This is a genomic window from Streptomyces sp. ME02-8801-2C, from assembly GCF_033793965.1.
Lineage (GTDB): Bacteria > Actinomycetota > Actinomycetes > Streptomycetales > Streptomycetaceae > Streptomyces.
This window is the reverse complement of sequence record NZ_JARAXP010000003.1, coordinates 37431-53731: the sequence shown is the minus strand read 5'-3', so window position 1 is coordinate 53731 and position 16301 is coordinate 37431. Positions and strand designations below refer to the sequence as shown.

The 16301-nt window shown below is 69.4% G+C and carries 16 protein-coding genes; 7 read left to right on the top strand and 9 right to left on the bottom strand.

What is annotated here, in order from left to right; all coding sequences use genetic code 11:
- Positions 1 to 19: 19 nt before the first annotated feature.
- Positions 20 to 1909, bottom strand: a complete 1890-nt coding sequence (locus PV396_RS09360) for a propionyl-CoA synthetase (protein WP_319202441.1) — start codon at positions 1907 to 1909, stop codon at positions 20 to 22.
- A 140-nt stretch (positions 1910 to 2049) separates the two neighbouring features.
- A complete protein-coding gene (locus PV396_RS09355) occupies positions 2050 to 2961 on the bottom strand; it encodes an alpha/beta hydrolase (protein ID WP_319202439.1) in 912 nt (303 codons plus the stop codon).
- Positions 2962 to 3176: 215 nt separating this feature from the next.
- On the opposite strand from PV396_RS09355, the gene PV396_RS09350 reads away from it, so the two are divergent.
- A complete protein-coding gene (locus PV396_RS09350; protein WP_319202437.1) occupies positions 3177 to 4187 on the top strand; it encodes an enoyl-CoA hydratase/isomerase family protein in 1011 nt (336 codons plus the stop codon).
- 161 nt (positions 4188 to 4348) lie between these two features.
- Here the strand turns inward: PV396_RS09350 and PV396_RS09345 are convergent, their stop codons facing one another.
- Together PV396_RS09345 and PV396_RS09335 are read right to left on the bottom strand one after the other, a co-directional pair.
- Positions 4349 to 4495, bottom strand: a complete 147-nt coding sequence (locus PV396_RS09345) for a hypothetical protein (protein WP_319202435.1) — start codon at positions 4493 to 4495, stop codon at positions 4349 to 4351.
- A 249-nt stretch (positions 4496 to 4744) separates the two neighbouring features.
- Entirely contained in the window at positions 4745 to 5758 is a 1014-nt protein-coding gene (locus tag PV396_RS09335; RefSeq protein WP_319202433.1) for an NADP-dependent oxidoreductase, read from the bottom strand.
- 103 nt (positions 5759 to 5861) lie between these two features.
- Between PV396_RS09335 and PV396_RS09330 the strand changes: the two genes are divergently transcribed.
- A complete protein-coding gene (locus tag PV396_RS09330; protein ID WP_319202431.1) occupies positions 5862 to 6371 on the top strand; it encodes a helix-turn-helix domain-containing protein in 510 nt (169 codons plus the stop codon).
- 218 nt (positions 6372 to 6589) lie between these two features.
- Here the strand turns inward: PV396_RS09330 and PV396_RS09325 are convergent, their stop codons facing one another.
- The 3 genes from PV396_RS09325 to PV396_RS09315 all read right to left on the bottom strand — a co-directional run bounded on the left by PV396_RS09325 (position 6590) and on the right by PV396_RS09315 (position 10042).
- Positions 6590 to 8047 (bottom strand): class I adenylate-forming enzyme family protein, encoded by a 1458-nt coding sequence (locus PV396_RS09325; protein ID WP_319202429.1) that lies wholly within the window; start codon positions 8045 to 8047, stop codon positions 6590 to 6592.
- Between the two features lie 97 nt (positions 8048 to 8144).
- Positions 8145 to 9068 carry an alpha/beta hydrolase gene (locus tag PV396_RS09320; RefSeq protein ID WP_319202427.1) on the bottom strand — a complete coding sequence of 308 codons (924 nt, stop codon included), beginning with the start codon at positions 9066 to 9068 and terminating at the stop codon, positions 8145 to 8147.
- Positions 9069 to 9073: 5 nt separating this feature from the next.
- Positions 9074 to 10042, bottom strand: coding sequence for an enoyl-CoA hydratase/isomerase family protein (locus tag PV396_RS09315; protein WP_319202425.1), 969 nt, complete (start codon positions 10040 to 10042; stop codon positions 9074 to 9076).
- Between the two features lie 265 nt (positions 10043 to 10307).
- Here PV396_RS09315 and PV396_RS09310 point away from each other — a divergent pair, with 265 nt between their 5' ends.
- Complete coding sequence (locus PV396_RS09310; RefSeq protein WP_319202422.1) at positions 10308 to 10991, top strand: TetR/AcrR family transcriptional regulator; 684 nt, start codon at positions 10308 to 10310, stop codon at positions 10989 to 10991.
- 19 nt (positions 10992 to 11010) lie between these two features.
- Here PV396_RS09310 and PV396_RS09305 read toward each other — a convergent pair whose 3' ends face one another.
- Positions 11011 to 11922 (bottom strand): short-chain dehydrogenase/reductase, encoded by a 912-nt coding sequence (locus tag PV396_RS09305; RefSeq protein WP_319202420.1) that lies wholly within the window; start codon positions 11920 to 11922, stop codon positions 11011 to 11013.
- Between the two features lie 108 nt (positions 11923 to 12030).
- On the opposite strand from PV396_RS09305, the gene PV396_RS09300 reads away from it, so the two are divergent.
- The 3 genes from PV396_RS09300 to PV396_RS09290 all read left to right on the top strand — a co-directional run bounded on the left by PV396_RS09300 (position 12031) and on the right by PV396_RS09290 (position 14234).
- Positions 12031 to 12528 carry a helix-turn-helix domain-containing protein gene (locus PV396_RS09300; protein WP_319202418.1) on the top strand — a complete coding sequence of 166 codons (498 nt, stop codon included), beginning with the start codon at positions 12031 to 12033 and terminating at the stop codon, positions 12526 to 12528.
- A 111-nt stretch (positions 12529 to 12639) separates the two neighbouring features.
- Positions 12640 to 13173 (top strand): SRPBCC family protein, encoded by a 534-nt coding sequence (locus PV396_RS09295; protein ID WP_319202416.1) that lies wholly within the window; start codon positions 12640 to 12642, stop codon positions 13171 to 13173.
- Complete coding sequence (locus tag PV396_RS09290) at positions 13173 to 14234, top strand: LLM class flavin-dependent oxidoreductase (protein WP_319202414.1); 1062 nt, start codon at positions 13173 to 13175, stop codon at positions 14232 to 14234. Before PV396_RS09295 ends, PV396_RS09290 begins: the two co-directional genes overlap by 1 nt.
- A 65-nt stretch (positions 14235 to 14299) precedes the next feature.
- On the opposite strand, the gene PV396_RS09285 is transcribed toward PV396_RS09290, so the two are convergent.
- Entirely contained in the window at positions 14300 to 14935 is a 636-nt protein-coding gene (locus PV396_RS09285) for a helix-turn-helix domain-containing protein (protein WP_319202412.1), read from the bottom strand.
- A 95-nt stretch (positions 14936 to 15030) separates the two neighbouring features.
- Here PV396_RS09285 and PV396_RS09280 point away from each other — a divergent pair, with 95 nt between their 5' ends.
- Positions 15031 to 16209, top strand: a complete 1179-nt coding sequence (locus PV396_RS09280; RefSeq protein ID WP_319202410.1) for a saccharopine dehydrogenase NADP-binding domain-containing protein — start codon at positions 15031 to 15033, stop codon at positions 16207 to 16209.
- Positions 16210 to 16301: the final 92 nt, after the last annotated feature.

Genomic DNA, 16301 nt, shown 5'->3' with positions numbered 1-16301 from the left:
CGGGACCCTACGCCGGGGTTCACGAGGTGTGCCTGGTACGGCGGAGGACAGGGCGCAGGGTCTCGATGACGCCGGGGTCGTCCACCGTGGAGGGGATGGGCTCGTCGTGGCCGTCGGCGATGCCGCGCATCGTCTTGCGCAGGATCTTTCCCGAGCGGGTCTTCGGCAGGGCGGCCACGACCGCGACGTCCTTGAGGGAGGCGACGGCGCCGATCCGCTCGCGTACGAGCTGGACGAGTTCGGCCTCGACCGCGCCCGGTTCGCGGTCGACGCCGGCCTTGAGAACGACGAAACCGCGCGGCACCTGACCCTTCAAGGCGTCCGCGACGCCGATGACGGCGCATTCGGCGACATCGGGGTGGGCGGCCAGAGCCTCCTCCATGCTGCCGGTGGACAGCCGGTGCCCGGCGACGTTGATGACGTCGTCGGTGCGGCCCATGACGAAGACGTAGCCGTCGGCGTCGATGTGGCCGCTGTCGCCGGTGAGGTAGTACCCGTCGTAGGCGGAGAGGTACGACGCGACATAGCGCTCGTCGTCCCTCCAGAGGGTGGGGAGCGCGCCGGGCGGAAGGGGAAGCTTCACGACGATCGCACCGTCGACGCCCGCGGGCACCGGCCGGCCCGAGGAGTCCAGGACGCGTACGTCCCAGCCCGGCAGCGGACGGGTGGGCGAGCCGGGTTTGACCGGGGCCGCCTCGATCCCGACCGGGTTGGCGACAATGGGCCAGCCCGTCTCGGTCTGCCACCAGTGGTCGATCACCGGAATGCCCAGCAGCGCGCTCGCCCAGTGGTAGGTCTCGGGGTCGAGACGCTCGCCTGCGAGAAAGAGGTGACGCAGGCCGGTCAGGTCGTAACCGGCGGTGAGTGTCCCCTTCGGGTCCTCCTTGCGGATGGCCCGGAAGGCGGTGGGCGCGGTGAACATGGTTTTGGCGCGGTGCTCGGCGGCCACGCGCCAGAACTGGCCCGCGTCCGGGGTGCCGACCGGTTTGCCTTCGTACAGGACGGTGGTGGCGCCGGCCAGCAGGGGCCCGTAGACGATGTAGGAGTGCCCGACGACCCAGCCGACATCGGAGCCGGTGAACATCGTCTCGCCCGGGCCCACGTCGTAGACGGCGCCCATCGACCAGTGCAGGGCGACCGCGTAGCCGCCGCAGTCGCGGACAACTCCCTTGGGTTTCCCGGTGGTTCCGGACGTGTAGAGGATGTAGAGCGGATCGGTGGCGGCGACGGAAACGCAGTCGGCCGGCGTCGCGGCGGCGACCAGTGCGGCCCAGTCGAGATCGTCGGGCCCCAACTCGGCCCGCTCCTGGGGGCGTTGCAGGATCACACTCTTCTGGGGCTTGTGGGCCGCGAGTTCGATCGCCCGGTCGAGCAGGGGCTTGTACGCGATGACGCGCTTGCCCTCGATGCCGCAGGACGCGGAGACCACCACCTTGGGCTCCGCGTCGTCGATGCGCAGGGCGAGTTCGCGCGGGGCGAATCCGCCGAAGACGACGGAGTGGACCGCGCCGATCCGCGCACAGGCCAGCATCGCGACCACGGCTTCGGGGACCATCGGCATGTAGATGACGACACGGTCGCCGTGCCCCACGCCGAGCTGCGCGAGCGCCCCGGCGAAGGCCGCCACCTCGTCCCTCAACTGCGCGTAGGTGTAGGTGCGCCGGGTGCCGGTGACGGGGGAGTCGTGGACGAGCGCGGGCTGCTCGCCCCGGCCGGTCTCGACATGCCGGTCAAGCGCGTTGTGGCAGACGTTGAGGCGTCCGTCGGGGAACCAGCGGTAGAAGGGCGCACCCGAGGAGTCCAGGGCGCGTCGCGGAGCGACATCCCAGTCGATGCCCTTCGCCGCCTCGAGCCAGAAGCTCTCCGGGTCCTCGGTACTGGCGCGGAAGACATCCTCGTACGTTCCCATCGCGCACTCCTTTGTGGCATCGAGGGACGGTGGCGTGGCGGGTGTGCGAAAGCTTGTCGGACACAAGTACCGCATGCCGACGGCGTGGTCGAGCAGATGCGGGGCGGGGGCCGGCCCCCGCCGTCAGGCGCTGCTTCCGCTCACGCGCCGAGGTGCTTGCGGAGCCAGTCGCCCATCTGCCCGATGGCCTGGTCCACCTCGGGTACGCGTCCGGCGCCCATGATGAACGAATGCTGCCCTTCGGGCATCGCGTGGGTCTCGGTGGTGACCTTGAAGTCCGCGAGGCGGCGGCCGAGCTGGGCGCCGTCGTCGGCGAGGGTCTCGTACTCACCGTAGTGAACGAGCGTGGGCGGCAGGCCGGTCAGGTCGGCGTGCACGAGGCTGATCTGCGGGTCGGAGAAGTCCACGGCGGGATCCTGCAGCCAGGCTTGGCGGAAGAACTCCAGGGACCCCCTGCTGAGCATCTTGTCGTTCGTCTCGTTGGCGTCCACTGCCGGGTTCTGCATGGTGAGGTCGCTCCAGGGGGAGACGCTGACGATCGCGCCGGGCGTGGCCTCGCCCTTGGCGAGCAGGCGCAGCGGCAGCATCACCGCGAGGGTGCCGCCGATCGAGTGGCCGGTGCTGCCGATGTTCCGCGGCTCGTAGCCCTGGGAGAGCAGCCAACGGTAGGCGGTCTCGGCGTCGTCGAGCTGTGCCGGGTACGGGTGTTCGGGCGCCAGGCGGAAGTCCACGACCAGCGAGCGGGCGCCGGCCGCCTTCGCGATGTGGCCCGCGGCCTTGCGGTCGGAGTGCATGGAGGCCGCGACGGACCCGCCGAAGTGGAAGTGCAGCAGCGCGCGGTCGGGATCGGCGCCCTCGGGGATGGCCCACAGCGCGGGGACGCCGTTCGCGTCGACCTCGGCGTAGGTGACGCCTTCCGGCTCGGTCGACGCCTTGTGGCTCGAGTCGATGATGTCACGGATGACGGCCAGGTCGAGGCCCGGTGTCGACGTCTTCGCGCTCACACTCGCGAGAAACTCCGCGAACTCGTGTGCCTCTGGGCTGATTCCCATGGTGATGCTCCTTCTCGGACGGGCGCCGTGCGGGGTCCCCGCGGCAGCCGGGTCTGTGTGCTGGTCATGACGCTACTGACTGAGTATAGAAAAGTAAACTCAGACGTGGCCGGGATCGCCGGTGAGACGGCGAGGCGGCGAGGCGTTCCGCGCCCTGTGCGAGGATCTCGAGGTGCCCACGATGACCGTCCACGCGTACGACGAGATGACGACCCATGACTGATTCCGCCGCGGACGAGATCCTCACCGACGTCCGACGAGGTGTCGGCCGCATTCTGCTGAACCGGCCCAAGGCGCTCAACGCCCTGACGACGGGCATGGTCGCCGAGATCGACCGTGTGCTCGCCGCGTGGCAGCACACTCCGTTGTCCGCGGTGGTGCTCGCCAGTACCAGCGCGAAGGCGTTCTGCGCGGGTGGGGACATCCGCACGATCCGCGAGCACAGCCTCGCCGGGGATGCCGAGGCGAGTGAACGGTTCTTCGCCACCGAGTACCGGCTCAACGCCCGGATCGCCGAGTACTCCGCGCCGGTCGTGTCACTCATCGACGGCCTGTGCATGGGCGGCGGTCTCGGTCTGTCCGTCCACGGGAGCTTCCGTGTCGTCACCGAACGCGCGGTGCTGGCGATGCCCGAGACCGGCATCGGGTTCTTCCCGGACATCGGGGCCAGCTACTTCCTGCCGAGGCTGCCGGGTGCGATCGGCATGTACCTGGGGCTGACCGGGCACCGCATCGATGCGGCCGACGCCCTGTACACGGGGCTGGCCACGCACTTCGTCCCCGCGGACACGCTCGACGCGGTCGCGGACGCCCTGGCCGACCACCCCGACGACCCGGTGGACGTCGTCCTGAACCGGCTCGCCGACCGTTCCCCGGTGGCGGAGAGCGGGCTGGCGGCGGTACGCGCGGAGGTGGACCAGGTGTTCGGCGCGCCGACCCTCGGTGAGATCGAGAAACGTCTGCGCCACCTCGACACCCCTTGGGCGGCAGGCGCGTTGGCGGATCTGGAGGCTGCCTCGCCCCAGAGCCTGGAGATCACCCACGCCCTGCTGGCCCGCGGTAGGCAGCGCAGCTTGCGCGAGTGCCTGGCCGCCGAACTGGCCCTGACCCGCACGACCATCCGTACGCCGGACTTCCTGGAGGGCGTCCGGGCGGCCCTGGTCGACAAGGACCGCACACCCCACTGGCAAGGGACGTCGCTCGCGGGAGGGACACTGCCGGCCTGAGCATGTCCGTACGGCGGCCGGGAGCCCCGTGGCCTGTCGAGCGGGGGAGACGGGGTGGGGCCGTATGCCCGAGGTGATGCTGGGCGGTGGCGGTGATCATCTCGTAGGCACCCGGGCCGGCGAAGTGGTGGCCGGCGGCGAACGGTTCCCGGGAGTGCACCTCAAGGTGCACAGCGGGACTGTCGAAGCGACCGCTCCGCTGTCAGCGAGGTGGGGCACCGGCCCAACTCCGGTGCGATCAGATGCCGTACGTCGTCCAGGATCAGTTCGTACTCCTCGCGGCGCAACTCGTACGGCAGTTGGGCCATGTCGGGGCCTTCGGTGGATCACCTCGACGATTCTGAGGCGTCCGGCATTGCGCACGGCGGCCGGAGATCCGCGGCGTTCCAGAGGCCAGGGCATGGCACGGTGGCGCAGGCGTGGGACGCGCTGCGGGCTGAGGCGGAACCGGGCGAGCAAGCCGCGTATTCGGTTGGAATTCCGGCCTGCCTCCGCCGCGCGGTTCAGGTCGAAGCCGACCAGCACGGTCGGCCGGGCGGTGGGGGCGCCGATGCGGCTCAGTCGTTGTCGAGCGCCATCGAGACCACGACCTTGCCTGCCTTGGTGCGGCCCTGCTCGACATGCGCCATCGCTTCGAGCGTCTGGTCGAACGGGAAGGTGCTGTCGATGACCGGGCGGAGCTTCCCGCTGTCGTAGAGGGCGCCCAGTTTACGCAGCTGGGAGCCGTTGGCCTCCATGAAGAAGAATTCGTAGCGCACGCCCAGCGCCCTGGCCTGCTTGCGGATCTTGCGGCTGAGGGTGTTCATCACCAGGTTCAGCACGGAGGGGGCGCCGACCTGCTTGGCGAAACCGGCGTCCGGCGGGCCGACGACGCTGACGGCCAGGCCTCCGGGCTTCAGCACGGTCAGCGACTTCTCCAGGTTCGTCCCGCCCACGGCGTCCAGCACCAGGTCGTAGCCGGAGAGCACCTTGGAGAAGTCTTCCTTGGTGTAGTCGATGACGAGGTCGGCGCCGAGGTTCTTGACCAGTTCCTCGGTCGCGGTGTTGGTGGTCGTCGCCACCGTGGCGCCCAGGTGCTTGGCGAGCTGGATGACCGTCGACCCGAGGCCGCCGGCACCGGCGTGGACGAGCACCTTCTGCCCCGGCTTCACGTGCGCGCGCTCGACGAGGACCTGCCAGGCGGCCAGGGCCACCAGCGGCACGGCGGCGGCCTCTTCGAGGGTGAGGGACGCCGGCTTGGGGGCGACATCGTCGACGTCGATCGCGATGAACTCCGCGAAGCTTCCGATCCGCAGGTCGCGCGGACGGGCGTAGACCTCGTCACCGACCTTGAAACCGTGTACGGCGGAACCGACCCTCGTCACGACGCCGGCCACGTCGTGGCCGAGGGCGAACGGGGTCTTGTACTTCAGGATCTGCTTGAACTCCCCGTTGCGGACCATCTTGTCCAGCGGGTTGATGCTCGCGGCGCTCACTCTGACCAGGACGTCGCGGTCTCCGACGGTGGGCTCGGGTACGTCTGCGGCGCGGACGCCGTCCTTGCCGTACTTCTCGACGACGAATGCCTTCATGACGGCCGCCTTCCGGTGTGCGGGTCTCGGGGTTTGAGGTGCTGGCCGCGACGCTACTTGCTGAGTATGGAAAAGTAAACTCAGGAGAGGTTAGTATCACTGCATGGATGCACGGACCGAAACCCTTCAGGACGCCGGCCGGGACCCCCGTCTCGACCGTGACACGTCGAACTGCTCGATCGCCCGGACCCTTGAGGTCGTGGGTGAGAAGTGGACGATCCTGATCCTGCGCGAGGTCTGGTACGGCTCCTCCCGCTTCGGTGACTTCGAACGGGTCCTGGGCTGTCCTCGCAACCTTCTCGCGGCCCGGCTCAAGATGCTCGTCGAGGAAGGCATCCTGGCCACCGAGACCTACAAGGAGCCGGGCTCGCGCAGTCGGCCGAAGTACGTGATCACACCCAAGGGTCAGGACCTGGTCCCGGCCGTGATGGGGCTCCTGCAGTGGGGCGACCGCTACCGAGCCGACCCCGAGGGTCCGGCCATGCTGTCCCGGCACCGTGGCTGCGGCGCGCACGTCGACGCCCAGATCCGCTGCGACCAGGGTCACGTCGTACAGCCGGAGGACATCGAGAGCATCCCCGGCCCCGCCTTTCGTCTGCGGCCCGCCGAGTGAGCCGAGCGCGGCGCCGGCCGACGTGAGCAGCCGCCGCCCGGCCGGGGGGACGCACAGACACCCTCGGCCGGGCGGGCAAACCCGTAGGCAGCTCCGCCCCGGCCGCGTGGAGCGAGAACAGTACGACACCGTGATTTCCAAGCCGTTCGCACCGCGGGCGGCATCGACACCGAGGAATCCCGGCTGGTCGGCGGCTCGCGCCGACCCGAACCCCAGACCTATGCGGCGTGGTTGGCCCGCAACGAGGTCTTGTCGATCTTGCCGACCGCGTTCTTCGGGATGGCGTCCACCACGAAGAACGTGGTCGGGCGCTTGTAGCCGGTGAGGCTGCGCGCGCAGAGGACTTCCAGCGCCGCCGCGTCGACGCTCACGCCCGGTCGCGGCTGGACGTAGGCGACGACCACCTCGCCCCACTTCTCGTCGGGTACGCCGATCACGGCGGCCTCGAGCACTGACGGGTCGCCCACCAGAACGTCCTCGATCTCCTTGGGGTAGATGTTCTCCCCACCCCGGATGATCATGTCCTTCGAACGCCCGACCAGGGTCAGATAGCCGTCGGCGTCGAGGTGGCCGACATCGCCCGTGTGCAGCCAGCCGTCGACGATGACCTTCGCCGTTTCCTCGGGACGCCCCAGATAGCCACGCATGACATTGGCCCCCCGTACGAGGACCTCACCGTCACCGCCGGGTGCCACCTCGCGACCTTCGGCGTCGACGATCCGGATCTCCTGGCCGGGGAAGGGGAGCCCCACGGTTCCGGCGCGTCGAGGACCGTCGACGGGGTTGATGGTGGAGCCGCAGGTTCCTTCGGACAGGCCGTACCCCTCGACGAGCGGGAACCCGTACCGGGTCTCGAACCGGGTCAGCAGTTCGGCGGAGGCGGGCGCCGCGCCGCAGACCCCGAAGCGCAGGGACGAGGTGTCGGGGGCGACCTCGTCCGGGAGCGCCGCGAGCATGCCGTAGATCGTCGGCACGGCACTGAAGAAGGTGGGGCGTTCGCGCTCGACCATGTCGAAGAACGTCTGGGGACTGAACCGGTCGGCGATGACGACGCTCGCGCCGGCCAGCAGCGGTACGAGGATGCTGACCACGATGCCGTTGACGTGGAAGAGCGGCAGGATCAGCAGGCATCGGTCGGTCGGGCCGACGCTCAGCGACCGGCGCCCCATCTCCGCCATGGCGTCGATGTTGACGTGGTCGAGCATCACGCCCTTGGGCGCACCGGTGGTGCCGCTGGTGTAGATGAGGAGGGCCGGCGCGGACGAGTCCGTGTACGGCGGCTGATCCGACCCCGCCGCCTCCTCGTGCAGGTCGCCGGCGGCGAGCAGGGCTACGCCGTCCGGCGCGACGGCCGCACCGTCCTCGACCACCAGCAGGCGCGCACCGGAGTCCTTGAGCTGCCGGACCACTTCGAAGTCGGTCATGCTCGGGTTGACGGGGGTGATGGTGGCGCCGAGCCGCCAGGCGGCGAACAGCAGGAGTACGAACTCGACGCGGTTGGTCAGCTTGAGGGCGACGACGTCACCGGGACCGATTCCGAGGCCGTGCAGCTGACGAGCCGTCGTCCGGACGCGGCTCAGCAACTGCGCGTTGGTGAGGGACTGGTGCCTGTCCGAGACCGCGGCCCCATGGGGGTCGAACTCGGCGCGGCGGTCGGGCAGAGAAGCGAAGTTCATGGCGAGGCGTACCTGTCTCGGGGTGCTGCGATCCCGCAAGGAGTCAAGAAGGCAAGAGGTCAGGGAGTCGAGTAGCAGGGAGTCGAGTAGTGAGGAGTCAAGGAGTCGACACGGCTGGAGCCGGGCGCAGTTGACGGACGAGGAACTCGATCTGGTCCCGTACCAGCGTCTCGAAGGTCTCGCCGGTGTAGAAGTCGAAGTGACCGGCGTCGTATCGCTTGATCTCCCCCTTGGGAGCGGTGGCCGCGTACCGGAGGGTCTGGGCGGGGGGCGTGACCGAGTCGGTGTCGCTGACGCAGAACAGGATCGGCATGGCGACCTTTTTCGCCGCACGTCCGGGCCTGTAGCGCGCGATGGTCGGGATCACCCGCGCCGCCACCTCGTTGCGGAATGTCGTCCCGGGCGGCTGCAGCGCCTGGTATCCGGGCAGGGCGTCCGGGGCGTTCATGAGGGCCGGCGAGCCGGGGGCGGCGGCGATGGGAACCAGCGCGGGCGCCTTGCCGCGCACCCCGGCGGCCAGATCCCGGGCGACCAAGGGCATCATCCTGAGCGAGGCGAGCGGACCGAGCGCGACCGCGGAGGCGAGACCGTCGGTGAACGGGCACTGGGCCACGGCCGCGCTCAGTTCCGGATGGCGGGAGGCGACGGTGATGGCGTGGCCGCCGCCGAAGGAGCTGCCCCACACGGCGACGCGGGTGCGGTCGAGGTCGGGGCGGGCCTTGACATAGTCGAGGGCGGCATCCCAGTCGGCGAGCTGACGCTTGATCGACAGGAGCTGGCGGGGGTGGCCGCCGCTGTCGCCGAAGTGCCGGTAGGTGAAGGCGACGGCGGCTATGCCGGCTTGTGCGAAACGTTCGGCGAAGGCGTCCAGGCGCATCTCGCGGATAGCGCCGAGACCGTGGCCGAGGATGACGACGGGCGGGGAGGTGACGCCGGTGGGGAGGTAGAGCCATCCGGCACAGTTGCTGTCGCCGGAGGTGAAGGTGATGTCCTGACGGGTGAAGGGCGGGGGAGTGGTCATCGGGTTCACCGTCCGTTCGCCGAGCGGCGGCCGGGCACGCTCCCCGACGCGAGTGACCGCGCGTAGGTGTCGGGTTCGTAGAGCGGGAGTTCGCCCGTGGCGTCCGTCGTCTCCATGTAGTCCTGCATCAGAGCCTGACCCTCCTTCGACATGATCCGCACGAAGAACTCGGCGCGTTCGATGTGCAGGCCGTCCTCCAGTGACCTGGAGCCGCCGAAGTACACCGACCTCTTGGCGGCCGCGACCGACCCCTTCGCCCGCTTGTCGAAGCGTTCCGCGAGTTCCACCGCCTGCTCGAGCACCTTGTCCTGCGCGACGACCTCGTCGACCGCCCCGTTGGCCAGAGCCTCCGCAGGCGTGAACGGCTTGCCTTCGAGGATCGCGGCCAGGGACCGGTGCGTGCCGATCAGGCGGGTCAGCCGCTGGGTGCCGCCTCCCCCCGGGATGATGCCGAGGAGGATTTCCGGCTGGCCGATGAAGTAGTCCCCGTCGGCCATGACCCGCAGATCGCACGCCCAGGCGAACTCGGCACCGAGGCCGAGAGCCGAACCGTTGAGGGCGGCGACGAAGAGCACACCGCTGGCGTTCATCCGGAGGAAGATCGTGTGCAGACGCTCGAGCTGGAGGGCGCCCCGCATCGGAGTCCTGCGCATCAGAGGCCCGAGGAGGCGGGACCCGTCCACATACTTCGCCAGGCGGACGACGGCGGCGGCACCGCGTCGCCCGACCGTGGGGCTCGCGGCGCCCTCTTCCTGCAGCCATCGCACCGCGGCATGGCTGACGAACCGCTCGGGGTGCGCCCCGGTGAAGACGACGGCGCGGATCTTCGGATCGCGGTCGACACGGGTGACCAGTCTGTCCAGCTGATGGGCGAGATCGAGGCCGAACACCTGATGCGGGCCCCCGTCGATCCGGACCACCAGGACGGCCCCGCGATCTTCGATCTCCAGTTGGCCCTTGTCTTTGTACGTCATGAATTCTGCTCCCGTGCTGAGTTCATGGGGTGGGAAATGCGAGGGGAGAGTCGCGAACGCGTGACGCGTCGCGGTGCTGGGGCCGGGTGCGCCCCGATGGGCTCTGTCCGCACCGGCGGCGAGAGACTGGTCCGGCGCGTGATGACGGGTCCGAGGACGGACGCGCGCATCCGGGAGTACACGTCACCTGCGATGTGTACTATTGCCGTGAAGAGTTAGATAACCAAGTTATTACCGGCGTGTCAACGGTGGAGGCGTACGAGACATGGCAGGGCGGACAAGAGTCGATGACGCGCCGGAACGACTTGTGCGGGCGGCCGTCGGTCTGCTGGCCGAGCAGGGGCCGTCGGCCCTGAAGGTGCGGACGGTGGCGTCCGCGAGCGGACTGTCGACGATGGTGGTCTACAGCCACTTCGGCGGGATCCCGGAACTGATGAGCGCGGTCGCCGACCATGGATTCAAGGAACTCGGCCGGGCGTTCGCCCAGGTGCCGGTGACGGAGGACCCGGTCGCCGATCTCTTCGTCATGGCCCTGACCTCTCGTCGGCTGGCCCGCGAGAACCCGCACCTCTACGACCTGATGTTCGGACTGTCCACAAGGGCGACCTATCGGCCTGTGTCGGATACGGACCTTCGCCTGAGTGGGCGTTCCCCGGCCTTCCGGGACGCCTATGCCCATGTCGTCGCGGCGTGTGAACGGCTCATGGACTCCGGCCGGGTCCAGAGGCAGGAAGCCGAGGTCGTCGCCGCCCAGCTGTGGAGCTTCGTACACGGTTACGTCACCCTTGAACTCGCGGACCATTTCCTCGAGTTCGACGACGCCGTTGCGCAGGTGCTCCGGACCATGGGCGTCAACTTCGCAGTTGGGCTGGGTGACGAACGGGGACGAGCCGAGGTCTCGCACGAGGCCGGTATGCGCCTGTACGACTCGATCGTCCAAGGCGGGTGAGAGGACGGGCGGTTGGGTGCTACCTGGTGCGCGGCTGGGGCGAGTTGGGCTCCGTGGCCGGGGTGTTGGTCCCCGGTGTGAGTTGGCCATGCCTCCCCAAGGCCGTCACCTCCCACTCGAGCGGCGGAACCGCGCGGGCCGCGAAGCGCCTCGTCCAGGGCCAGGCCAACGGTGAATTGAGCGCCGCCTTGGCCCAGTTGGCCACGACGACCGCACGCGGGACGTACACGCGGCTGCGTCGGCGCACGAGCCCGTCGACGATCGCGGCAGCCGCCCGGTCGGCGCTCGTGGTCACGTTGCCCGGATAGGGCAGCCGTCGGCGCAGCTCCGCGAAGGAGGGAAGGTCCGCCTCGGCACCCCGGACGAGATCCGTGTTGATCCAGGAAGGGTGTACGAGGCCGGCCGTGATCCCGAGGTGTGCCACCTCCTGGCGGTAGGTCAGGGTGAGCAGCTCGGCCGCGGCCTTGCTCGCGCCGTACGAGGCCATCGCGGCCAGCGGTGTGAACGACAGCGCGGACGCCACGACCAGCACGTGGCCCCGGCTGCGCTCAAGGTGGGGTGTCGCGTACTTCAGGGTGCGGAAGACGCCGTTCAGGTTGACGTCCATGACCCGTTCGAACGCCGCCTCGTCGGTCTGCCGTACCGTCCCGTACGCCACGACACCGGCGTTGGCGACGACGAGGTCGATACCGCCCATGATGTCGGCTGCCTCGTCGATCGCCGTCCGTAGAGCGGCGCCGTCGCGTACGTCGGCCTCGCGCCACGCGGCGGTGGGGCCCAGGTCCTTGGCGAGGGAGCGCAGCCGATCGGGTTCGAGGACTATGACAGTCACGACAGCACCTCGGGCCGCGGCCAGTCGGGCCACCTTCTCGCCGATGCCGCGTGCCGCTCCGGTGACAACCAGTTTTCTGCCCAGCAGGTCACGTTTCATGGCCGCAACATAACTTCGTTATAGAGCGAGCACAAGAGTCCGCGCACTGCCTGTTGTCCCATACCGTCCGCTGGGTCTCTCGACCCGGCGAACCTATGCTTTCCTGCCATGAGACGGACATCCTTTGCGCAGTGGCCCTGCTCGATCGCGCGGACCATGGACCTGCTCGGGGACTGGTGGACGCCGCTGGTACTGCGAGAGGCGTTCTACGGGATCCGGCGGTTCGACGCGTTCCAGGAGTCGCTGGGGATCGCCCGCAACACACTGACGGACCGGCTGCGTCGGCTGGTGGAGGAAGGGCTGCTGGAGAAGCGGCCGTACCAGACGGAGCCGGTTCGCTACGACTACCTGCTCACCGAGAAGGGCCGCGACTTCTACGGCGTGCTCCTGGTGATGAACCGCTGGGGAGACCGCTGGCTGGCCGGCGAAGCGGGTCCGCCGGTGGCGACGCGTCACGAGGTGTGCGGTCAGGAGACCCATGCCGAGGTGGTGTGCGCCGCCTGCGGCGAACCCATGGATGCGGACAACACCCGTTCCGTCATGGGCCCCGGCTATCCGCCCCATCTGGCCCAACGGGCGGATGTACGGGAGCGGTTCGCGGGCTGATCCGGTTGCCCCGGGCAGTCGCGGGCACCCTTGACAGGTGAGTCCATCTACGCAACTTTACTGCTCAGATGCTCAGGCGGTTGTTCTTCACGGACTGGGAGCGGTGAAATCATGGAGTGGACGGGCGCGCGCTACGCGGACACGCCGACGGCCGAGGTCCACACCTGGATCGCCGCCGCGCCGGCCGAGGTGTGGAAGCTGGTGTCCGACATCGAGCTGATGCCGCGCATGAGCTCCGAGCTGCGGTCGGTCGAATGGCTGGACGGCGGCAGCGGCCCTGCCCTCGGGGCCCGATTCGTCGGCCGGAGCAAGCACGACGCGTTCGGGGAGTGGTCGACCACGTCCCACATCGTCGAGTACGAGCCGCCGAGGAGACTCGCCTGGGCGGTCGAGGATCCCCAGCACCCGACGGCGATCTGGCGGTTCACGCTGGAGCCGCAGGACGGGGGCACTCTGCTGCGGGAGTGGATGCAGATGGGACCGGGCCGTTCGGGTCTCTCCTTCGCCATCGACCGCATGCCGGAGAAGGAACAGAAGATCGTCTTCGTGCGCATGCGGGAGTTCGAGGCCAATATGACCATCACCCTCGAAGGGCTCAAGAAGCTGGCCGAGAGCGACCGGACCCCGGGCGAGGCGAGCCTGTGATGCGTACTTCCACCACGATCGAGGCCTCCGGTGGCGACTGGCGGGAGATCGTCGACTACGTCACCGAGGCGGAGCGGCTCGGACTGGACATCTGCTGGGTGGCGGAGGCGTGGGGCTCCGAGGCGCCCTCGCCGTTGGGCTATCTCGCCGCGAGGACCGAGCGCATGCTTCTCGGCTCAGGAATCATCCAGCTCGGCACGCGCACTCCGATGGCCATCGCCCGCGCCGCGATCACGCTGTCGCAGATCTCCGAGGGGCGCTTCCTCCTGGGGCTGGGACCTTCAGGCCCGCAGGTGATCGAAGGGCTGCACGGCGTGCCGTTCGACCGCCCGTTGTCCCGGATGCGCGAGACCGTCGAGATCGTGCGACAGGCCGCCTCGGGGGAGAAGGTCGCCCATGCCGGGCGCGAGTTCCAAATCCCGCTGCCGGGCGGCGACGCCAGACCCATGCGCCTGTCCATGCGTGCCGAGCACGACATCCCCGTCTATCTGGCCACCCTCTCGCCGAAGATGCTGCACCTGACCGGCGAGATCGCCGACGGCTGGCTCGGCACCAGTTTCGTACCCGAGGGTGCGAGGGCGGCGTACTTCGACCACCTGGACCGAGGCCTGGCGGACGCCGGTCGCAAGCGGTCCGACCTGGACATCTGCCAGGGCGCCGAGGTCGCCTTCGCGGACGACGAGGACGCGCTGCGCGCGATGGTGGCCGGACGCAAGAAGGAACTGGCCTTCAGCCTCGGCGGCATGGGATCGGCGACCAAGAACTTCTACAACAACGCCTACAGCCGCCAGGGTTGGGCCGAGGTGGCCGCCGAGGTCCGGACCCGCTGGCAGGCCGGGGACCGGGACGGCGCGGCCGGACTGGTCACCGACGAGATGGTGCTGGCGACCACGCTGATCGGAACCGAGGACATGGTGCGCGAGCGGCTGCGCGTGTGGCGTGACGTCGGTGTCGACACTGTTCGCTTCTATCCCGCAGGCGAGACCCTGGACGCCAGACTCACCACCCTGGGCCGGGCGATCGACCTGGTCCGGGACATCGAGGACGAGGCGGCGCGGTAGCGGCAGGCGGTGGCCGCCGAGGCGAACGGCCAAACCGGGCGCGGGCGGCCGCGCCCCGGGCCGGCTCAGCCGCGTCGGCTGCCGCCGCCCTCCGCCACCAGGCCCGACATCATCAGGGTGATCGCACGGAACGTCCTGGCCAGGGCGTCCTCCCTGTCCGGCGCGGCGGCGATGATCTGGTTGCCCTCGCACAGGCCGGCCAGCAGCAGTCGGGCGACCGTGGTGATGGGCACCTCGGGTCGCAGTTCACCGCGTTCGGCCAGCGCGGTCAGCAGCCGTTCGATCGGTGGCTGGGCGACGGTGTCGTTGATGTGCCGGTACTGCCCGCCCAGGACCGAGGGGGCCTGAACCATCAGTTCCCGGTGCAGAGGGTCGTCGATGGTCCGCCTGAGGAAGGCGTGCGTGAGGTCGGCCACCGAGTCCATGGCGGGCAGGTCGGGTGCCGCCGCACGGATCGCTTCGCACGTCGCGTCGCCCAGGACGCCGACCTGCTGAAGCAGCTCGGTGTAGAGCTCGGCGAACATCGCCTTCTTGTCCGGGAAATGGTGGTAGAAGGTGCCCTTGCTCACCAGCGCCGCCCCGGTGATCGCCTCGACCGACGTCTCGGCGAACCCGTTGTCCACGAACAGCTTCCGAGCGGCCGTCACCAGGTCCGCCCGGGTCTGCTCCGCGTACATCTGTCGTCGGTTTGGCCCTCGCATGCGCACCATCGTATATTCGTTGACCTGAGGTCAGTGAATGACTCGAAGTCATTCGATGGACGTCCGACAGTGTCCTCCGGAAGACAGGCGGAGCCGTGGAAAAGCGCAGGATCGTGCTGCTGGGCGCGACGGGGTACACCGGGCAGCGTGTGCTCCGGGAACTGCTCGCACGCGGAGAGAAACCGACCCTCGTCGGGCGCAGCCGGACCAGGATGCTGGCCCTGGCCGACCGCCTGGAGACGGAACTGCCGGTGGCCGAGACCGACGTCACCTCGGCGGCCGACCTCACGCGCCTCCTGGAGCCCACCGATGTCGTGCTCTCCACGATCGGGCCCTTCATGCGGCTCGGCATGGCCACGGCCACGGCCGCCGCGCGGGCGGGGGCACACTACTTCGACTCGACGGGGGAGGGGACCTTCGCCCGGCGTGTGCTTTTCGAACTGGACGCCGTCGCGTCCGTCCGTGGCGCGACCCTCGTGCCCGCGTTCGGGTACGACTACGTGCCGGGCAACCTCGCCGGAGCCCTCGCCCTGACCCGGGCGGGCGAGCGGGCACGCCACGTGGAGACCGGCTATTTCATCACCCGTTCCGGACACGGGGACGAGCTGCTCTACCAGAGCACCCTGCGCGACTCCTTCACCCTGACCACGGGAGGCACTCGTCAGACGCTCGTCGGTGCGGCGGCCGAGGACGGGTTCGCCTTCCGCAGCCCGCGCCCCTGGGCCGCCGCCCGGGTGGTCGACGAGCGCACGGGCAAGCGGGTGCGTACCTTCCACTACGGCGGCGTGAAACGAACGGCGATGACCGTCCCGGGCACGGAACATCTGGGACTGCCGGAGGTCTTCCCGCAGCTGGAGAGCGTCGAGGTGGGCCTGGGCTGGTTCGGACGGTGGACGCGCCCGGTACAGCTCGCCGCCACGATCCAGGCACCCCTGCTGCGCTCGCCGACGGTACGGGCGGCGCTGGCACGCTGGTCCGAGAAGCTCCCGGGATCGCAGCGCGAGCCCGACACCGACGGCCGCTCCCTGGTGATCGCCGTCGCCCGCGACGGCCACGGCCGGCCCCTGGCCGTGACAGCACTCACCGGACCCGATCCGTACGAGATGACGGGAGCGCTCCTGGCCTGGGGCGCCGTCCACGCGGCGCAGCCGGACGCCGTCCTCGAGCCTGGTGCGCACGGCCCCGTCGCCGCCTTCGGTCTCGAGACCCTCAGGCTCGGAGCCGCCGAAGCCGGACTGCGCGAAGTCGACGGGGCGGCGGCCCACCGTCGATGATGACCGGGCGGGCATAGATCACGACGCCGGGACGCTGAAAACGTACGCCCGGAGAACCGTTGTCCGGTTAATTGACCAGTTGTTCGATCGGG

Bases quoted from the DNA above. Each gene is read 5' to 3' on its own strand.
- PV396_RS09360 (WP_319202441.1), bottom strand. From the start codon at position 1,909: ATGGGAACGTACGAGGATGTCTTCCGCGCCAGTACCGAGGACCCGGAG.
- PV396_RS09355 (WP_319202439.1), bottom strand. From the start codon at position 2,961: ATGGGAATCAGCCCAGAGGCACACGAGTTCGCGGAGTTTCTCGCGAGT.
- PV396_RS09350 (WP_319202437.1), top strand. From the start codon at position 3,177: ATGACTGATTCCGCCGCGGACGAGATCCTCACCGACGTCCGACGAGGT.
- PV396_RS09345 (WP_319202435.1), bottom strand. From the start codon at position 4,495: ATGGCCCAACTGCCGTACGAGTTGCGCCGCGAGGAGTACGAACTGATC.
- PV396_RS09335 (WP_319202433.1), bottom strand. From the start codon at position 5,758: ATGAAGGCATTCGTCGTCGAGAAGTACGGCAAGGACGGCGTCCGCGCC.
- PV396_RS09330 (WP_319202431.1), top strand. From the start codon at position 5,862: ATGGATGCACGGACCGAAACCCTTCAGGACGCCGGCCGGGACCCCCGT.
- PV396_RS09325 (WP_319202429.1), bottom strand. From the start codon at position 8,047: ATGAACTTCGCTTCTCTGCCCGACCGCCGCGCCGAGTTCGACCCCCAT.
- PV396_RS09320 (WP_319202427.1), bottom strand. From the start codon at position 9,068: ATGACCACTCCCCCGCCCTTCACCCGTCAGGACATCACCTTCACCTCC.
- PV396_RS09315 (WP_319202425.1), bottom strand. From the start codon at position 10,042: ATGACGTACAAAGACAAGGGCCAACTGGAGATCGAAGATCGCGGGGCC.
- PV396_RS09310 (WP_319202422.1), top strand. From the start codon at position 10,308: ATGGCAGGGCGGACAAGAGTCGATGACGCGCCGGAACGACTTGTGCGG.
- PV396_RS09305 (WP_319202420.1), bottom strand. From the start codon at position 11,922: ATGAAACGTGACCTGCTGGGCAGAAAACTGGTTGTCACCGGAGCGGCA.
- PV396_RS09300 (WP_319202418.1), top strand. From the start codon at position 12,031: ATGAGACGGACATCCTTTGCGCAGTGGCCCTGCTCGATCGCGCGGACC.
- PV396_RS09295 (WP_319202416.1), top strand. From the start codon at position 12,640: ATGGAGTGGACGGGCGCGCGCTACGCGGACACGCCGACGGCCGAGGTC.
- PV396_RS09290 (WP_319202414.1), top strand. From the start codon at position 13,173: ATGCGTACTTCCACCACGATCGAGGCCTCCGGTGGCGACTGGCGGGAG.
- PV396_RS09285 (WP_319202412.1), bottom strand. From the start codon at position 14,935: ATGCGAGGGCCAAACCGACGACAGATGTACGCGGAGCAGACCCGGGCG.